Raw genomic sequence first — 16,001 nt, 5'->3', positions numbered from 1 at the left:
CAGATCCTTTTTACAGGTCGCTGTCCTGCGGTGATACTAGCTGGCGAGGGGGGAGTACTTCCGCAGGTTCTGCCGGTCAGCACGGACATCATCGGTGTCCCCGGCGGGCCGCCCCGACAGCAGGGCGAAGGAGACCCCGAACCGCCATGTGCTGTTCGGGAGTTGCCATGCCCAGTCATGTGATCGCGGCTGCTGAGCCGTCGGTGGGCTCTGCCTGGATGTGGGCGATCAGCATCGCCGTCCTGCTCGGGCTGCTGGTCCTCGATTTCGCCATCACCCGCAAACCCCACGAGGTCAGACTCCGCGAAGCTCTGGGCTGGTCGGTGTTCTACGTTGCTTTACCTCTGTTGTTCGCCTTGGTGTTGTGGGCCTGGTACGGCGGGACTCCGGCGCTGGAGTTCTTCACCGGGTACGTGGTGGAGAAATCCTTGTCGGTCGACAACCTGTTCGTGTTCATGATGCTGTTGGCCGGATTCGCCGTGCCGCCTGCGCTGCAGCAGCGCGTGTTGTTGTACGGCATCGTCGGGGCGCTGGTGCTGCGCGGCATCTTCATCGCCTTGGGTGCTGCGTTGCTGCAGGCCGGCACCTGGGCGTTCCTGGTGTTCGGCGCGATCTTGTTCGTCACCGCGGTCAAGATCCTGCGCGACGCATTGGCCGGCACCGCGTTCGACCGCGACGTCTCTCAGCTGAGGTCGGTGCGTTTCCTGCGCAGGCTGATGCCCGTCACCGACGACTACCGCGGGCCTCGGCTCACGGTGCACGAGGCGGGGCGGCGGGCGTTGACGCCGTTCGCCGTCGTGGTGGTGGCGGTGTTCGCCACCGACGTGGTGTTCGCCGTCGACTCGGTACCTGCCGTCTACGGGATCACCGAGGACCCGTACCTGGTGTTCGCCACCAACGCCTTCGCCCTGCTCGGGCTGCGCGCTCTGTACTTCGTCCTGCACACCGCGCTGGCCAAGCTCGCCCACCTCAACTACGGCTTGGCGATCATCCTCGGGCTCATCGGTCTCAAGTTGGTGCTGCACTGGGCCCACGGGATCTGGCCTGCGGTCCCGGAGATTCCCACGCCGATCTCGCTGGTGGTCATCGTGCTGGTCCTCGGTGCCGTCACCGGGACCAGCCTCTACGCCCGCCGCTCCACAACCATCACACCCGGGAGCTGACCATGCTCACCTTCTCTGCGATCGAGGCGATCGCCACCGTCATGGTGCTGAGCGCGCTCGTGATCACCTGCTTGGTCCTGTCCTCCGCCGGCCCACCCCGTGGGCCCCACCACCACAGCCGACCACGCTGAACCGCACAGGCGCCCGTCCGATGCCGTCGGCGATCGTGGGTTGGCGCCAGAGATGGACCTGAGGTCGTCGAGAGCGGCCGGCCCATTGAGCGTGCGCCGCGCAATCCCTCGTTGGACGAGGCGCTGGGTCGCGGCATAGATCGTTGGACGGGGATGCACCGGCGGCCGTGGACGGCCGCCGGTGGGAAGGGGCTAGGCCTCGGTGTCTTGGGCCAGCCAGGGCATGTTGTCCGGCTCCTTGCGTCCGGGCAAGTATGCGTTGAGCAGCGGCGGGATCCAAGTCGCCAGCGGCAGGCCGTCGAGCTCCTCGGAGACCTGGCCCAGCACCTCCGCTTGGGTGGCCTCGGGGTGGATGCGGATCTGCACCGGCCCGGAGCCGAGGTAGCGCTGCCGCGTCGGTCGTGCGGCGAACGGTGATGCCGGGCGAGCGTGTGCGGTGCGCACGAGTTCCGGGAGGTGTGGGCGCAGGTGCTCGATGGCCTCGAACACCACCGTTGTCGTGGTCCGGTCGGCGCGGTCTTCCCGGTAGCGGTCCAGGCGTGCTTGCAACGCATCCGACACGAATATCGTCCAGGGATTGCGCATGGACACCTGTCTAGCAGAGCCCCGTACGGCACTGGGTCTCGCTCCCTGGGACGACGTCGAGGAGCAGGGATACTCGGCGGCATGGTGCATCGCGACCGGGACGCCCAAGGCCGGCCTCGGAATGCCCGACCGCGGGACGGGCTTGGCCGCCCGCTTCCGCACGACGCCGCCGGCGTTGAGCGCGTCGATGAAGACCTGGTGCTCACCCCGGAGGAGAGCCTGGAACGGGCCCAGCAACTGCTCGATGAGGGTCGCCCGTTCCACGCCCATGAGGTTCTGGAGGGGGCGTGGAAGACCGCGCCCAGCGCAGACCGCGCCCTGTGGAAGGGGCTGGCCCAGCTCGCCGTCGGCCTGACCCATGTGCGCCGAGGAAACGCCACCGGAGCGACCGCGCTGCTGCGCAGGGCCTGCGACCACATCCGGCCTTACCGCGAGCACCCCCCGCACTCCATCGCCGTGGCCCAGCTGGTTGACCACGCCGCCGACCTCGCCGACCACGTCGAGCGCAGCAGCCTCACCACGGTCCCGGAACAACAACTCACTCCCAGGCTGCGCACGACCGATGACGCGCCCGAACCTCGTTGACCCCACTTGCGGCGAGCGAGTCAGCGCACAGGAGCGCGCGAAGGGTCAGTAGTTGGCGGAGTCTCGCCAGAAGAGGTCGGCGAGGCGGTCGACGGTGCCTTGCATCTGCTGCAGGGCTTCGGGGATGTGGGCGCGGCCGAAGCGGCTGCGGGGGCCGTTGAGGGTCAGGATGGCGACCATGGTTCCCGCGCTGTCGCGGACCGGGCGTGACAGCGACAGCAGTTCTGGTTCGAGCTCGTTGTCGATGATGGCGAAGCCTTGCTCGCGGACTTGCTCCAGCTCCTTGAACAGGGCATCGCGGTCGGTGATGGTGTACGGGGTGAACGCCTCGAGCTCATCGGGCAGCGTTCGGTGCAGCTTCTCCACGAGCTGTTCGGCGAGCAGGACCTTGCCGGTGGAGCTGGCGTGCATCGGGTAGCGCTCGCCGACCATGTTGCGGGAGACGATGCCGACCACGTGCGAGCCGGCGGCCTCGGCCACGAGGTCGAGGCCGTCCTGGGAGTTCGGTATCGACAGGGTCACCGACTCGTTGAACTTGTCGGCCAGTTCCTGCAGCAGCGGTTGGGCGTGGGCGACCAGGCCCGCGTAGGGGTCGGCCTGCCTGCCCAGGCGGGCGAGTTCCCAGCCGAGGACGTAGTTGGTGTCGATGCGGTCGACGAAGCCGCCTTGTTCCAGGCTGTGGAGCAGTCGGAACGCGGTGGGCCTGCTCAGGCCCGCGGCTTTGGCGAGGGTCGTGACCGTGGCGCCGGTGCGCGGTTGAGCGGCCAGTTCGCGGAGCAGGCGCATTGCTTTGGTGACCGACTTGTTGGCCAAGTCGGGGTGCTCGGGCTCGTCGCCCATCGCTGCTCGCCTCCTGATCGCGCCTGACGGGTGCTGTCGTGCGAACAGCCTAACAGGCGCGTTCACTTAGTGGACGCGCTGGCGAGGTCGGGTCCGAGGTGTGGTGCCTCCCGAGTGGGGGGCCTCGGCGAGGTTGTGACACCCGGTGGATGGTATCGCCGCTGGTGAGCGGGCGGTGTGCAGCGATCGGCGGTGCTGGGTGCCGCTGTCCGTTTCGAGGGAGTTGCTGGTGGCGTCTCCGGGTCGACGCCGGTCTGGCATCAGCCTCCAGGAGTGTTCGAATTCCGAACAATTCGTTTGCGCGGACGAGCCTCATCCGGGGCTTGCGGGTTGAGCTGAACCCCCAAGCCCCGGATGCCGCAGGTCAGGCCGGGGAGACTTCGAACTGCACCGAGCCCCAGTCGGCGAACTCGCCGGTCCAGGTGCCGGGGGCGTTCATGCGGACCGCTTCCAGGCAGCTTCCGGGCAGGATGATCTGGCCGGGTTCGAACTCGACGTCGTACGCGGCGAGGCGGTTGCACAGCCACGTCGTCGCCGACAGCGGGTTGCCGAGGATGTTGTGGGTGTTGCCGGACATCACCGGTTCACCGTTGAAGTGCAGGGTCCCTCTGGTGTCGCTGAGCCGGAGGTCGCTGATCCGGCGGGGTGTGCCGCCGAGGATCACCGCTCCGGTGGAGCCGTTGTCCGAGAGCGTGTCGGGCAGGTCGATCGCCCAGTTCTGCACCCGGGAGTCGATGATCTCGATCGCTGGCACGGCGTACTCGACGGCGTTGATGACGTCGGCGACGGTGAGGTTCGGGCCGCGCAGGTGCCGTGTGAGCAGGAACGCGGGTTCTAGTTCGACGAAAGGTTCGATGAACCGCCCGGGGTCGACCGCGGTGCCTTCGTAGGTGAAGGTGCTGGCCAGCAGGAAACCGTAGTCGGGCTGGTCGAGCCCGAAGGCGGCCTGCATGGCCTTGGCGATGTTGCCGAGCTTGTATCCGACGACGCGGTCGCCTTCGGACACGGCCATCTCGACGGTGAGCCGCTGGACCTCGAAGGCGGCGTCGGCGTCGAGCTGCTGCCAGGTCTTGGTCGGTGCGGCGATCGGGGCGCGGTTGAGCCGCGCGTGGCGCAGCGTCGTGGCGATCTCGTGGAGTTCGGTTGTCTGCATCGGGGTTTCCTCTTCTTTGAGGGCTTGGGGCGTCAGTGGCCCGCGGCGAGTGCGGCGTGGGCGTACTCGCGGCCGGGGTGGTCTTCGGCGAGCCGGGTGTTGCCGGGACCGTGGAGCTTCTCGCGCAGCGTGCGGCCTTGGTATTCGGTCCAGACGGCCTCGCGGCGCTGGAGTTCGGGCACGACGAGCTCGATGAAGTCGGCGATGTCCTGGTACTTCACGGCGTTTCCGAGGTTGAAGCCGTCGATGTCGCAGTCCTCGACCCAGCTGATGAGCTCGTCGGCGACGGTCTGAGGGGATCCGACGATGGTGGGGCCGCTGCCGCCGATGCCGATGAACTCGGCGATGTCGCGCGGCGTCCACTCCTTGTCCGGGTCCATCTTGGAGAAGAGGTCCACCATGGTCTGGCCGGCGTCGGTCTTGACGTGCCGCAGCGGTACGTCGGGGTCGAACTGGGACATGTCCAGCGCGGTCCAGCCGCTGTAGCGGGCCATCGCACCGGAGTAGCTGACCAGCTTGCGGTACTGCTCGTACTTGGCCTGGGCCAGCTCGTCGGTCTCGGCGACCACGACGTTGAGCATCTGCAGCACCCGCAGCGAACGCGGGTCGCGGCCGGATTCGGCGGCTTGCGCGCGCAACGCGTCGACCTGGCGCCGCAAGGCCTTCTTCGAGACCGCGTTGACGAACACGCCCTCGGCGTGGGCCGCGGCCAGCGCACGGCCCTTCGACGATCCGCCCGCCTGGAAGATCACCGGGGTGCGTTGCGGGGAGGGCTCGCAGAGCGCGAAACCGGGGACGTTGAAGTACTTGCCCTGGTGGTTGATGTCGTGCACCCGCTGCGGGTCGGCGTAGAGGCAGCGCTCGACGTCGCGGACCACCGCGTCGTCATCCCAGGAGCCTTCCCAGAGCTTGTAGCAGACCTCCAGGTGTTCGGCGGCGACGTCGTAGCGCTCGTCGTGCGCGGGCAGCAGGCCGTTGCCGACGTTGCGGGCTGCGCTGTCGGCGTAGGAGGTCACCAGGTTCCAGCCGATGCGCCCGTCGGTGAGGTGGTCGAGCGTGCTGAACTTGCGGGCCAGAGTGTAGGGGTGCTCGTAGGTGGTCGAGCCGGTCAGGCCGAAACCGAGGTGCTCGGTGGCGGCGGCCATCGCCGAGATGACCAGCGCCGGGTCGTTGGCGGGCAGCTGTGCGCCGTCGGCCAGCGCTCCTGCTGCGCTGCCCTGGTAGACGTCGTGGTAGCCGGCGTTGTCGGCGAAGAACACGCCGTCGAAGTGGCCCTGCTCGAGCAGTGTGGCGTACTCGGTCCAGTAGCGGACGTCCTTGTAGCGGTGGCCCTGGTCGTTCTCGTGCCGCCACAGGCCGGCCGAAAGGTGTGCGGGGCCCTGGAACTCGAAGGCGAACAGGCGCATGCGGCGAGACAGCATGTCTTCTACTCCTCTATGAGCTTTCCGGAGAAGGGGGAGGCACCTCGAGCCGTTGCGGTTCGAGGCGGGGGAGAGGCCGGCGGGCTGGGGCCGCCCGCCGGCGCGTCGTCACTGCGGCGACGCCCAGTTCTGCGAGGTACCGGGCTGGTGGGTGCTGCGCGGCAGCCCGAGCGGATTGGACTCGCGCAGGGCTTCCGGCAGCAGGAATTCGGGCGCGTTCTGGTAGGTCACCGGTCGCAGGAAGCGGTCGATGGCCGCGGTTCCCACCGAGGTGGTCGACCCCGCGGTGGTCGCGGGGTAAGGCCCGCCGTGCTGCTGCGCCGGGGTGACCGCGACGCCGGTCGGCCACTCGTCGAACAGCACGCGTCCGGACCGCGAGGTGGCCAGCGCGACCAGGTCGGAGACCTGCTGCCGCTCCGCCTCGTCGGGCTGTCCGGCCAGGTGCACGGTGACCGTGAGCGTTCCGGGGACCGCCGAGATCACCTCGCGCAGGTCCTCATCGGCGTCGTACTCGGCGATGACCGCGCAGGGGCCGAAGTTCTCCTCCAGCAACACGGGCTCGGACAGCAGGTTGGCGACCGATCCGGCGTGCAGGACGGTCGGGGTGACCTGCGGGACACCGGAGGGGTCGGCGTGTTCGGTGCCGTGCACGAGCACCTCGACGCCCTGGGCGGCTGCGAGCTCGGCGGTGCGTTCGCGGTAGCGCTCAGCGATGGCCGAGGTGAGCATCCGCGCCGGCGGAACCTCCTGGGCGAGTTCGGTGATCCGCTTGGGCAGCTCGGAACCACGCGGCAGCAGCAGGATTCCGGGCTTGGTGCAGAACTGCCCGGCACCGAGGGTGAAGGAGCTGACGAATCCTGCGGCGATCTGCTCGCCGCGCTCGCGCTCAGCATCGGTGGAGACCACCGCGGGGTTGATGCTGCCGAGTTCGCCGAAGAACGGGATCGGGTTCGGGCGGGAGGAGGCGATGTCGAACAGCGTCCGGCCGCCGGCGACCGAACCGGTGAACGCGCCCGCGGAGATGCGCGAGTCGCGCAGCGCGGTGACCCCGGCCTGCCTGCCGGTGAGCAGCGCGAACGTGCCCTCGGGCGCTCCGGCGGTCCGCAGCGCCGATTCCACGACTTCAGCGGTCTTGCGCGAGGTCTCGGCGTGGCCGGGATGCGCCTTGAGCAGGACCGGGCAGCCCGCGGCGAGCGCTGAGGAGGTGTCGCCGCCGGCGACGGAGAAGGCGAAGGGGAAGTTGCTCGCGGCGTAGACCAGCACGGGCCCCAGCGGGATCAGCCACCGGCGCAGATCCGGCCGAGCGCCCAGCACGAAGTCGGGGTCCTGCCGGTCGACGGCGATGCGCAGGTAGGAGCCATCGCGCAGCTGCTCGGCGAACATGCGCAGCTGCACGGTGGTTCGCTTGAGCTCGCCGGTGAGCCGCCCCTCGGTGAGGCCGGTTTCGTCCATGGCCTCAGCGATCAGGTCGTGGCCCGCGGTGTCGAGCGCGTCGGCGACCGCCGACAGCGCGTCCGCCCGCTCGTGCGGTGACCGCTGTCCCCAGTCGGCTGCCGCGGAGGTCGCGGCGGCCAGCAGCGCCTCGAGCTCCTCCGGGGTTTCTTCCGGTTCGGTCAGGTGCGGTGTGGTGTTCATCTGGTGGTGTGCTCTCACTTCGTCGTGGCGGGGAGCGGGTCTAGGCCTGGGGCTGCTGGTAGGTGCCGAGTTGGCCGCGGTGGAAGATCAGGGGTTGGCCGTGGCCCGCTTCGAGTCGCAGGACTTCGGCGACGACGATGACGTGGTCGCCGCCTTCGAGTTCGTGCCGCGGTGCGCAGTCGATCCAGGCGTGGGCGCCGGTGATCTGCGGGCTGCCCTCGGCCGATTCGCTCCAGTCGAGCTGGGCGAACTTGTCGGACTGCTTGCTGGAGAGGGCTTTGCAGACGTGGTGCTGGTCGTCGGCCAGGACGCTGGCGCTGAAGTGGCCGCTGCGGATCTTGGGCCAGCTGCTGGAGGTGGTGGCAACGCTGAAGGTCACCAGCGGCGGGTCAAGCGACAGCGATTGGAACGTGCCCACCACGAGTCCGGCGGGGGCGCCGGTGGCGGGTTCGCGACCAGCCACCACGGTCACGCCGGTGGGCAGGTGGCCGATGACGTCGCGGAAGTAGCGGGGCTCGATCGTCGGGGTCGACAATGTCATGATCGCGTTCCCTCCCAGTCAGTGCCGGTCGTTTCGGTGGGTGGTCAGGTGAGAGTCGTGGTGATGTCGCGGGCGACGCGGTGGCCGCTTTCGATGGCGCCGTCGATGAACCCGGCCCAGACGTTGGCGTAGTCGCTGCCGGCGAAGTGCAGGACGCCTTCGGCGCGCTGCTGGGCGGCGAAGTAGCGGGTGAGCTGGTTCGGCTTCTGCATCAGCCAGGTCTCGCGGGAGTGCGGGTCGGCCATCCAGTCGTGCCCGGTGACCTCCAGGACTTCCAGGTCGTCGCGCCACACCCGCAGCGCCTCGGCCACCGCGTCGCGGTCGTGGGGCGAGATCCGAGAGGCGTCGGCGCCGAAGGAGACCAGCACCGCGTCGTCGTCGCCGAGGAACTCGGTGCGCACCACCGACAGCGGGTGCGAGGCCGAGGAGTAGGCGAAGAACGGCTTGATCGGGCCGCGCACCCGGATCCAGACCTTCACGCCCTTCGAGGCCGTGCCTTCGGCGGTGGCGGCCTTCTTCTCCGCGCACAACCCCGGTGAGACGTCCAGATCGCCGAGCAGGTTCTGCGGCAGGGTCAGCACCACCCGCCGCGCACTGATCCGCTCGCCGCCGGTGGTGGTCACGACCGCGCCGTCGGTGTCGTGCTCGATGCGGGAGACTTCGGTGGAGGTGCGGATCTCGGCGTCGGTGTCGGCCACGATCGCCTCGACCAGCGACTTCGTGCCCGAGGCCAGCCGGAACACCGCCGAGGCCTCGTGCATCAGGTGCCACGAGCCCGTGGTGGCGGCCGTCCAGCGCAACGCGCTGGTGAACGCGCCGTCTCCCAGCGGGGCGTTGAAGTGCCCCACCCACGCGGCCTCGTTGGCGCGGTACTCCTCGACGGGCAGGTCCAGCTCGTCGAGCTTGTCCTGCACGCTGAACCCGTCCACCGAAGCCAGCTCGGGGTTCGACAAGGGCTTGTCGGGCCGGGGGATGTGGTGCATCGTGCCCTCGAGGAGACGGCGCATGCCCGGGTCGATGAGCTCCATGAACCCGTCGAGGGTCCCGGTGCGGACCTCGTCGCCGGCCAGCCAGTAGGCCTCCTCCGGTCGCGGCCCGCGAGTGACCTCCAAGCCGTAGCGGTTGACCTCGGCCCACGCGTGCGGCTGGACCCAGTGCAGCCAGGTCCCACCGATCTCCAGATCCCGGCCCAACCGGTGATCGGTCCACACCCGGCCACCCAGCCGGTCGCGGGCCTCCAGCACCGTCACGCGCAGGCCCTTGCGGCCCAGCTCGCGGGCGGTGATCAGACCGGCGACCCCGCCGCCGACCACGACGACATCGGTTTCTTCAGGCACAGCGGCACTCCCTCGCAGTCGGCAACGCCGGGTTTTCGTGGGCTCAAGATCGAGCAAAGAACGAACAGAACGTTCAATATACGAACGCGACGGGAGATATTGTGACCCCGCTCGCCCGATGCGTCAAGAGTCGCACCGGGGGCGGATGTGCAAGGTCAGAAGCAGATTTCTGTTGACGCCGTGCGGACGCGGTGCCACCATCCGTGGACAAAGCGTTCAGTAAATGAACGAGCGTTGTGGTGTGTCCTCCGGACGGCCCAGCGCGCAGGATCCGGCCATCACTCGCAGCGGCGGTCAGCGCCAGCCGGGTGATCCACGTGCAGGAGAGATCGATGCCCACGTCGAGCATTGCCGAAGCCGTCGCCACCCTCGCCGCAGGCGGGAAGGTCCTCGTCGTCGACGACGAGGACCGGGAGAACGAGGGCGACCTGATCATGGCCGCTGAACACACCACCACCGACGAGGTCGCGTTCTTCCTGGAGCACACCTCGGGGTTCCTGTGCGTGTCGGTCGACGAGCGCCGGGCCGCTGAGCTCGACCTGGACCTGATGGTCTCCGCCAACACCGAGAGCCACGGCACGGCGTTCCTGGTCAGCGTCGACTACCGGCACGGCACGACCACCGGCATCAGCGCCAGCGACCGCGCCGCCACCATCCGGGCCCTGGCCGATCCGACGCTGGTGCCCTCGGAGCTGGCCCGTCCCGGCCACGTGATGCCGTTGCGCGCCAAGCCGGGCGGAGTGCTCGAGCGCACCGGTCACACCGAGGCCGGCGTGGACCTGTGCCGCGCGGCCGGACTCAGCGGTGCGGCCCTGCTGTGCGAGATCGTCACGCCCGACCGCAAGGACATGATGCGCCGCCCCGAACTGGATGCTTTCGCCGCGGAGCACGGCATTCCGATGATCTCGATCGCCGCGCTGGTCGACTGGATGCGCGAGCACGGCGGGGCGCGGCGCACCGGGCAGGCCGAACTGCCCACCGATTTCGGGCACTTCCGCGCGCTGAGCTACGAGACCGCCGACGGCGTCGAACACCTCGCGCTGGTGATGGGCGAGGTCGACGGCGAGGACGTGCTGGTCCGCCTGCACAGCGAATGCCTGACCGGGGACCTGCTCGGCTCGCTGCGCTGCGACTGCGGCTCGCAACTGCGCACCGCGATGGAATCGGTCGCCGCCGCCGGGCGCGGCGTCATCGTCTACATGCGCGGGCACGAGGGCCGCGGCATCGGGCTCGGGCACAAGCTGCGCGCCTACGAACTCCAGCAGCACCAGGGCATGGACACCCTCGAGGCCAACCGCGCGCTGGGTCTGCCGGTCGACAGCCGCGACTACGACCCGGCCGCGCTCATCCTCACCGAACTGGGTGTCGGGTCGGTGCGTCTGCTGACCAACAACCCGGACAAGTGTCGCGCGCTGGCCGATCGGGGTATCACCATCAGCGAGCGGCTTCCGCTGGAGGCCGAACCCAACGAGCACAACATGCGCTACCTGGCCACCAAGCGAGACCGCATGGGCCACCTGCTCGAACAGCCGGCCTGAACGAAGGAGTTGGACTCAGCGATGACGGATTCGCTACCGCGCACCATGCACGCGGTGCTGCTCCACGGCCACGGCGGTCTCGAACAACTCGAGTACCGCACGGACGTGCCCGTGCCCCGGCCGGGCCCCGGCGAGGTCGTGATCAGGGTTGCCGCGGCCGGCATCAACAACACCGACATCAACACCCGGATCGGTTGGTACTCGAAATCGGTCGGGCAGGCCACCAACACCGGCGGCGCGACCGGGTTCGACGAGGTGAACGACGCCGACGCGACCTGGTCGGGCGAGCCGATGCAGTTCCCGAGGATCCAGGGAGCCGACTGCTGCGGCCACGTCGTCGCAGTCGGTGATGGCGTGGACCCGTCGCGGATCGGGGAGCGGGTGCTGGTGCGGAACATGCTGCGCAGCTACGTCGACTACCGGCCCTACGAGTGCTGGACCTTCGGCAGCGAATGCGACGGCGGGTTCGCGCAGTTCGCCGTGGCACCGGCGCGCGAGACCCACGCGGTGGACTGCGACTGGTCCGACGTGGAGCTAGCCGCCGTCCCCTGCGCGTATTCCACCGCCGAGAACATGCTGCACCGCGTTGACCTCGGTGCGGAGCGGGTGCTGATCACCGGAGCCTCCGGCGGTGTGGGCTCGGCCGCGGTGCAGCTGGCCAAGCTCAGGGGAGCGACCGTGATCGCGGTCTGCTCGGCCGCCAAGGCCGACGAGGTGGGCGCTTTCGGTGCCGACCGGGTCATCGATCGCGGCGCCGATCTGGTCGCTGAGCTGGGCGGGGGTTCGGTCGACGTGGTGGTCGACCTCGTGGGCGGCGAGCAGTGGCCGACGTTGCTCGACCTGTTGCGTCGGGGAGGGCGTTACGCGACCGCCGGTGCGATCGGCGGGCCCATCGCGCAGATCGACCTGCGCACGCTCTACCTCAAGGACCTGACGTTGGTGGGCTGCACCTTCCAGGGCGACGAGGTGTTCGCCAACCTCCTCTCCTATGTCGAGGCCGACGAATTCCGGCCCCATGTCGCGAAGGTGTTCCCGCTCCACGAGATCGGGAAGGCGCAAGAGGAGTTCTTGAGCAAGAAGTTCATGGGCAAGCTCGTGCTCACGATGCCAGAGGCCGAAGGTTGAGCATCGCCGAAGTCCACGTCTACAGCCACGATCTGCCCGTCCACAACGGTCCCTGCCGGATGGCCCACGCCGATGTTTGGGCGCTGAAGACCACGCTGGTGAAGCTGGTCGCTGACAACGGGCTGACCGGCTGGGGCGAGACGTGCCCGGTTGGTCCTACTTACGCTGAGTCCCACGCGGCCCGTGCGGTCGCGGGCTCGTCCAGCACGAGGATGATCTGAGCACGGCGATCAGCCAAGACGTTGCCGAGGGACCGGCCTGAAGGTCTGCAGGCTTAGATCCAGCGACGAAAACCAGTCGCGCCCAGGAGGCCTTGGCCCTCACCGCGGCGGCGACCGCGTGGTCGACGTCCTCGGCGGTGCCGTCCGGGGCCTGGCACAGCACCCGCTCAGAGCACGGGTCGACCACGTCGAGCACCCGAGCCGAGGTGGAGTCGACGTAGCCGCCGTCGATGAAGTGACGGGAGGGCGGCATGTCTGAGGCCGAGCACAGCGGACGCGAATCGGCGCTGCGCAGCACCTTGCCCGGGGTGGCGGTCGGCAACGGTGCCCGCTGGCCCAGCGCCGCGGCGGCTTCGGCCGAAACCCGATCTGCGGTCTCGGCGTCGAGCTCCAGCAGTGGACTGCGCGGAGTGCCCACCGGCAGACCCAACGAGTTGAGGATCGCCTTGACCGCGGGGACGAACGGCATCGACATCAGCGACTCCATCAGCGGGTAGAGCCGAGACCACTCGGCGCGCGCCCGGTCCAGCTCGCCGGCCTGCAGCGCGCGGTGGATGGAGACCAGCTCGGCCGGCACCACGTTGCCGCTGCCGGCGACCACACCGGCCGCGCCCTCGGTGAGGGTGGCCAGGATGAGCGTGTCCCAGCCGCCGAAGGTGGTGATCACGTCGCCGTAGCGGTGGATGAGCTGGCGCACGCGCGACATGTCCGCGTTGGTGTCCTTGACGTAGCGGATGTTGTCGACTTCGCGGGCCAGCCGTCCGATGGTCTCGGGGGAGAGGTCGACCCCGGTCACGCCGGGCAGGTTGTAGAGCATCACCGGGATGTCAACGCTTGTGGCGACGGTGCGCATGTAGTGCTCGGTCTCGTCCTCGGTGAGCGGTTCGTAGTACGGCGTGACCAGCATGACGACCGAGGCGCCGGACTCCTGCGCGTGGCGGGACAACCGGATGGCCTCCGCCGTGCTCACCGCTCCGGTTTGCGCGATCACCGGGACACGCCAGGCGGTGTGCTCGACCACGGTCTCCACGACCAGGCGGCGTTCCTGCTCGCTCATCGCGGCGAACTCGCCGGTCGAGCCGCACGCGACCAGCCCGTCGACTCCGCCGTCGATGTTGCGGTCGACCACACTCCTGAGTGCTTCGACGTCGATCTTCCCGTCGGCGGTGAACGGGGTCGGCAGGGCTGCGAGAATACCGCTCAATTGCTGCGACATGCAGGAAGCTCCTCGGTTCGTCTGCGTTCGGGTTGAGTTCCGTGACAGCCCGCGCGGGGTGGGAGCAACGCGGGGGCAGGAGTAGCGCTTGGACCGCTGCATTCGAAACGGGACGGTGCGCGGCGCTCATCGAGCGATCGCGCACGGCGCGGCGACCGCCCTCGATGCCGCGCGCCGGATGTCTTGCACGTCGCTGCACTGCGTCGTCGTGGATTCACTGCGGTCATCGGACGGTTCCCGCGTGCGGACCGGAACGCCGCGAGCTCACGCGGCGCAACGTGCTACTGGCAGCACCTCCGTTGAGCGTTCAATATACGAACGACATGTTCGATGCCGAGGAACGTACTGAGGTCGCTGTGTTGTGGTCAAGGGGCATCAGGCGCGATGGGGCGGGATGGTCGCCGAGGCGCAACGCCAAGATGTTGGTGCGCCTGTGGGCGGAGTTGTGGTGCGCTTCTTCGCGAGATCGGCCTGCCTGCTGGCTGTTTGACCGTTTCAAGGGAGGGCTCCTGGCGAGGTGTCTTCCACTTCACAGAAACCCTTGACTTGCTTGCTGGGGCTCTGTCAAAGTTTTTGGTCATTACGTTCGAAAAATGAACACAGTCGGGTGTGTGGTTGCGGCAGGGCTGGTTCACCGCCGCGTGTCAGCACCCGCTCACCAGTTCGTCCGCGCTCGGTGCCGATCTGCGGTCGCAGCTTCGAACCAGGAGAGCCGCGCACCCGTTGTCAGGACCCCCTCCAGGTCTGCACCACGTTGATTCGCCTCGATCGTCAGAAACGAGGGACAAGGATGTCCGATACAGGCAGAAGAAGTGGCCGCTCCGTGCCGCCCGAGGGCACGCGCAGCCTTCGCGAGGAGGATTGCATCGTCCTCGACAAACCGGCGCTGGTCCGCGCACAGGTCGGTGCCGGCGTCGGCAACTTCATGGAGTGGTACGACGTCGGGGTCTACGGTTACCTCGCCGTCACGCTGACCCAGGTTTTCACCGCGGGCATGGACCACACGCTCGGCCTGCTCGTGACGCTGTTCGGGTTCGCCGTGTCGTTCCTGGTCCGACCGCTCGGTGGCATCATCCTGGGCCCGCTGGGCGACAAGATCGGTCGCCGCAAGGTCATGTTCTTCACCATCGCCCTCATGGCCGTGGCCACCACCCTGATCGGACTCCTGCCGAGCTCGGGCACGCTGGGCGCTGGGGCTGTCGTGCTCCTGTACCTGCTGCGCATGGTCCAGGGCTTCTCCACCGGCGGCGAGTACTCCGGTGCGGCGACCTACATCGCGGAGTTCGCGCCGGACAAGGACCGCGGGTTCTGGACGTCGTTGCTCAACAGCGGTTCGCAGCTGGGATTCGCGGCAGGTGCCGGTGTCGTCGCGGCGACCAGCGGCATCGCCACCCACTTCTGGGGCCCGGACGCGATGGTCAACGGCGGCTGGCGCATCCCGTTCCTCGTGGCCTTCGTCCTCGGCATCATCGCGATCGCACTGCGCAGCCGGGTCTCGGAGTCGCCGAGCTTCGAAGCGGCGCAGCAGAAGACGGCGGAACAGGCGGCCAACCCGATGTTCGTCCGCCACAACCTGCCGGGCGTGTTCAAGCACTACTGGCCTCAGGTGCTGATCGGCATCGCGCTCATCGGTGCCGACGGAGCGTCGTCGTACACCCTGACCAGCTACATGCCCACGTACCTGGAGACCCAGGTCGGGATCGCCACGTTCCACACGGCACTGGCCACCGTCGTCATCCTCGTGCTGCAGGCGGCACTGCTACCGGTCTTCGGGCGGATGTCGGACAAGCTCGGGCGCAAGCCGGTCTACCTCGCAGCGGCGATCGGCAACCTGGTCCTCCTTGTCCCGGCGTTCGCGCTGATGAACTTGGGGACCACGTGGGCGCTCTACGTCGCGCTGATGCTGGTGATGATCCCGGGAACGCTGTTCTTGTGCATGAACGCTGCCGTCATGGCCGAGCTGTACCCGACCGCGTCGCGCTACTGCGCCGTCGGATTCGTGCAGAACATCGCGACCTCGTTGTTCGGCGGCACGGTACCGCTGGTTTCGCAGCTTCTGGTGCAGGTGACGGGCAACAGCTACGCCCCGGCCTTCTACGTCATGTTCTTCTCCGCCATCGCCCTGGTCGCCGCCCTGTTCATGCGGGAGACCGCCGCACGCCCGCTGCGCGGATCGGTCCCGGTCGTCGCCAGCGGCGAGGAAGCCCGGGAGCTTGTCGCCAGCCAGGACACCAACGAACGACTGGACACCTCGACCATGCTGCTGGCGCCGCTGCCGAAGGTGGACGATCGGGCCTGAACCGACCGACGGCGAACAAGAAGCGGCACCCCTGGCAGCGGTAGTGCTGCGTGTCTCGTGTGAAAGGTCGTCCTGCCGATACCGATGATTCGATGCTGGATGACCAGTTTCGGTGGCCACGGGCAACCTTTGAGGCAAACGGGTGGTCAGAAAAGGGGGGGGGGGGGGGGGGGGGGGGGGGGGGGCGCGCGCCCCCCCCGCCCCAAGGGTG

13 protein-coding genes are annotated in these 16,001 nt (G+C 68.5%); 5 read left to right on the top strand and 8 right to left on the bottom strand.

From position 1 onward, the window contains the following. Positions 1-167 precede the first annotated feature (167 nt). Entirely contained in the window at positions 168-1,163 is a 996-nt protein-coding gene (locus tag R4I43_RS03960; RefSeq protein ID WP_324264124.1) for a TerC/Alx family metal homeostasis membrane protein, read from the top strand. A gap of 323 nt (positions 1,164-1,486) precedes the next feature. Here R4I43_RS03960 and R4I43_RS03955 read toward each other — a convergent pair whose 3' ends face one another. Beyond that, positions 1,487-1,855 (bottom strand): hypothetical protein, encoded by a 369-nt coding sequence (locus R4I43_RS03955; RefSeq protein ID WP_324264123.1) that lies wholly within the window; start codon positions 1,853-1,855, stop codon positions 1,487-1,489. Between the two features lie 105 nt (positions 1,856-1,960). On the opposite strand from R4I43_RS03955, the gene R4I43_RS03950 reads away from it, so the two are divergent. Then, positions 1,961-2,464 (top strand): DUF309 domain-containing protein, encoded by a 504-nt coding sequence (locus R4I43_RS03950; protein WP_324264122.1) that lies wholly within the window; start codon positions 1,961-1,963, stop codon positions 2,462-2,464. Between the two features lie 45 nt (positions 2,465-2,509). Here R4I43_RS03950 and R4I43_RS03945 read toward each other — a convergent pair whose 3' ends face one another. The 6 genes from R4I43_RS03945 to R4I43_RS03920 all read right to left on the bottom strand — a co-directional run bounded on the left by R4I43_RS03945 (position 2,510) and on the right by R4I43_RS03920 (position 9,391). Further along, positions 2,510-3,304: an IclR family transcriptional regulator gene (locus tag R4I43_RS03945; RefSeq protein WP_324264121.1), complete on the bottom strand. Its 795-nt coding sequence runs from the start codon at positions 3,302-3,304 to the stop codon at positions 2,510-2,512. 364 nt (positions 3,305-3,668) lie between these two features. After that, the gene (locus R4I43_RS03940; protein ID WP_324264120.1) at positions 3,669-4,457 is read right to left on the bottom strand and encodes a 2-keto-4-pentenoate hydratase; all 789 of its coding nucleotides are present in this window, start codon (positions 4,455-4,457) and stop codon (positions 3,669-3,671) included. A 32-nt stretch (positions 4,458-4,489) separates the two neighbouring features. Next, positions 4,490-5,878 (bottom strand): LLM class flavin-dependent oxidoreductase, encoded by a 1,389-nt coding sequence (locus R4I43_RS03935; protein WP_324264119.1) that lies wholly within the window; start codon positions 5,876-5,878, stop codon positions 4,490-4,492. Positions 5,879-5,986: 108 nt separating this feature from the next. Next, positions 5,987-7,513: an aldehyde dehydrogenase (NADP(+)) gene (locus tag R4I43_RS03930; RefSeq protein ID WP_324264118.1), complete on the bottom strand. Its 1,527-nt coding sequence runs from the start codon at positions 7,511-7,513 to the stop codon at positions 5,987-5,989. Between the two features lie 40 nt (positions 7,514-7,553). Then, a complete protein-coding gene (locus R4I43_RS03925; RefSeq protein ID WP_324264117.1) occupies positions 7,554-8,054 on the bottom strand; it encodes a flavin reductase family protein in 501 nt (166 codons plus the stop codon). Positions 8,055-8,098: 44 nt separating this feature from the next. Continuing rightward, positions 8,099-9,391, bottom strand: coding sequence for a flavin monoamine oxidase family protein (locus R4I43_RS03920; protein WP_324264116.1), 1,293 nt, complete (start codon positions 9,389-9,391; stop codon positions 8,099-8,101). Between the two features lie 332 nt (positions 9,392-9,723). On the opposite strand from R4I43_RS03920, the gene ribA reads away from it, so the two are divergent. Beyond that, positions 9,724-10,929, top strand: coding sequence for a GTP cyclohydrolase II (gene ribA, locus R4I43_RS03915; RefSeq protein ID WP_324264115.1), 1,206 nt, complete (start codon positions 9,724-9,726; stop codon positions 10,927-10,929). Positions 10,930-10,950: 21 nt separating this feature from the next. After that, positions 10,951-12,054 (top strand): alcohol dehydrogenase family protein, encoded by a 1,104-nt coding sequence (locus tag R4I43_RS03910; RefSeq protein ID WP_324264114.1) that lies wholly within the window; start codon positions 10,951-10,953, stop codon positions 12,052-12,054. A 156-nt stretch (positions 12,055-12,210) separates the two neighbouring features. Here the strand turns inward: R4I43_RS03910 and dapA are convergent, their stop codons facing one another. Then, positions 12,211-13,491, bottom strand: a complete 1,281-nt coding sequence (dapA, locus tag R4I43_RS03905; RefSeq protein WP_324264113.1) for a 4-hydroxy-tetrahydrodipicolinate synthase — start codon at positions 13,489-13,491, stop codon at positions 12,211-12,213. 790 nt (positions 13,492-14,281) lie between these two features. Here dapA and R4I43_RS03900 point away from each other — a divergent pair. After that, positions 14,282-15,790: an MFS transporter gene (locus tag R4I43_RS03900; RefSeq protein ID WP_324264112.1), complete on the top strand. Its 1,509-nt coding sequence runs from the start codon at positions 14,282-14,284 to the stop codon at positions 15,788-15,790. The last annotated feature ends 211 nt before the right edge of the window (positions 15,791-16,001 follow it).

The sequence above is a fragment of the Saccharopolyspora mangrovi genome, from assembly GCF_035320975.1.
Taxonomy (GTDB): domain Bacteria; phylum Actinomycetota; class Actinomycetes; order Mycobacteriales; family Pseudonocardiaceae; genus Saccharopolyspora; species Saccharopolyspora mangrovi.
The sequence above is the reverse complement of the archived record's forward strand: the minus strand, read 5'-3'. Positions and strand labels throughout refer to the sequence as shown.